Origin of the sequence: Citrobacter sp. XY323, assembly GCF_025106035.1 — a bacterium.
GTDB lineage: Bacteria > Pseudomonadota > Gammaproteobacteria > Enterobacterales > Enterobacteriaceae > Citrobacter > Citrobacter braakii.
This window is the reverse complement of the sequence record NZ_JANYUK010000034.1, coordinates 1-1,642: the sequence shown is the minus strand read 5'-3', so window position 1 is coordinate 1,642 and position 1,642 is coordinate 1. Positions and strand designations below refer to the sequence as shown.

At 54.0% G+C, this 1,642-nt stretch carries 3 protein-coding genes and 1 pseudogene; all 4 read right to left on the bottom strand.

Going from position 1 to position 1,642, the window contains the following annotated elements; all coding sequences use genetic code 11:
- Positions 1–182: 182 nt before the first annotated feature.
- The 4 genes and pseudogenes from N0B36_RS24340 to N0B36_RS24325 all read right to left on the bottom strand — a co-directional run bounded on the left by N0B36_RS24340 (position 183) and on the right by N0B36_RS24325 (position 1,489).
- Positions 183–362, bottom strand: coding sequence for a hypothetical protein (locus N0B36_RS24340; RefSeq protein ID WP_259689507.1), 180 nt, complete (start codon positions 360–362; stop codon positions 183–185).
- A 42-nt stretch (positions 363–404) separates the two neighbouring features.
- The gene (locus tag N0B36_RS24335; protein WP_224776414.1) at positions 405–527 is read right to left on the bottom strand and encodes a type I toxin-antitoxin system Hok family toxin; all 123 of its coding nucleotides are present in this window, start codon (positions 525–527) and stop codon (positions 405–407) included.
- A pseudogene (locus N0B36_RS24330) lies at positions 472–621 on the bottom strand (DUF5431 family protein); the annotation flags it as partial. The pseudogene N0B36_RS24330 and the gene N0B36_RS24335, both read right to left, overlap by 56 nt.
- A 298-nt stretch (positions 622–919) precedes the next feature.
- Positions 920–1,489, bottom strand: coding sequence for a single-stranded DNA-binding protein (locus tag N0B36_RS24325; RefSeq protein ID WP_131334159.1), 570 nt, complete (start codon positions 1,487–1,489; stop codon positions 920–922).
- Positions 1,490–1,642: the final 153 nt, after the last annotated feature.

The window sequence follows — 1,642 nt, the reverse complement described above, 5'->3', positions numbered from 1 at the left end:
ACCCGCAGGGGTTCGGCGGAGACTGGCAGGTGCGCAGCAGCTGCCCTGGCGGAGTGGGGCTCGACGACTGGACAGCGTCAGCTGGTCAGGAGCCGAAGGGGGCCATCAGTCTGTTATTACTGAGACCAGAGGAATAGAACAGAACCATGCAGACAGTAGATAAATGGTCCGCAATCAGTAAATCACAATGGACAGGGCGGGAAGAGAGCGGGCGCGCCGCAGGCGCTGCCGCCCTGCCCCGTTCCCGGAGGGAACCGTCCTTCCTGGCTGTTCATGCTTGCGATCGCACCAGAAGAGGAAAAAGGGGCTGCCAGCGAACCGGCAGCCCCTTCATAAAGGCGCTTCAGGCATAACCAAACCACCACAGCTCCTGATTGGCGGGGGTTTCCCCCCGCCGGGGTTAGCTACTTAGCGGATTCGTAAGCCATAAAAGCCGCCACCTCCCTGTTCGTGTCCCTGTAGCGGATTTCGCAGAGCGATTTCCGGGTCAGGTAAGTGAATATTAACAATGTGAGACACACTATCAATACACACCAAATCAGGGTACTTCGTGGCAGTTTCATAGCCTTCTTCTCCTTGCCTTGCGGCATCTAAGAGGCTATTCTGTTGGTGTCTAGTCAAGCAGATCGCCTCGTGTGTTGGTTAATTTAATTAACTTCCTACGGGGCTTTCTTCTTTCTGCCACACAACATCTGAAACGTCATGAGGCAAAAAGCCTCAAGCGCCACCGCCATTATACCTCACCCCATACCAGACTGACCAGGCACCTTCCCTTTATCTCGCTGATTTTATGTGAAATATCGTGTTTTTTTCGATATATAAATCTCGGATTTACCCAAAAAAAACTGCACCTTAATCAGTCGGGTATCCAACTTTTGGGGCGCAGTCCAGTTCAGGCGCAATTGAAATTATTCAAATCCTAGAACGGAATATCATCGTCGAAATCATACGGCGGTTCGGGCTGCGCTGGCGGCTGCTGAGGTACTGCTTCTGCGTTTTTTCCTTTTGCCGTTTTACTCTTTCCTTTTGCTGCCCTGCCCTCGCCTTTTGCGTCACCTTTTACCGCCGGAGATGGGGTCTCAGGTTCCGGCTGCGGCTGTCCACTAAACTGCTGACCGCCCTGCTGTGCCTGGCTGTCACGGCGACCGCCCAGCATCTGCATAGTGCCGCCCACATTAACAACGACCTCTGTGGTATATTTTTCCTGACCAGACTGATCGGTCCATTTGCGGGTACGCAGCTGGCCCTCGATGTAGACCTGGGCACCTTTACGCAGATACTCCGCTGCGATTTCCGCCAGTTTTCCGAACACGACAACACGGTGCCACTCGGTGTGTTCGCGTATCTCCCCGTCCTGCTTATCGCGCCATGTTTCAGACGTTGCCAGGGTAAGATTTGCCACCGCGCCCCCGTTGGGCATGTAACGCACTTCAGGGTCCTGCCCCAGATGACCGACCAGAATGACTTTGTTTACGCCACGTGCTGCCATGATAAATCTCCTTAATTCAGTGCCTTGCTTTTAAAAACCATCACCCGTTGAGTTTCGGGAGCCGCGGTGTTGACGTTTGCGGGAACCTGCTGCGCTGTTCCCCTGGTATTTAACTTCACCCGTTTGAGAACCTTCGCCGCAGGGGCGTAAACG

Excerpts from the sequence above, each read along its gene's own strand:
- N0B36_RS24325 (WP_131334159.1), bottom strand. The coding sequence starts at position 1,489 with ATGGCAGCACGTGGCGTAAACAAAGTCATTCTGGTCGGTCATCTGGGG.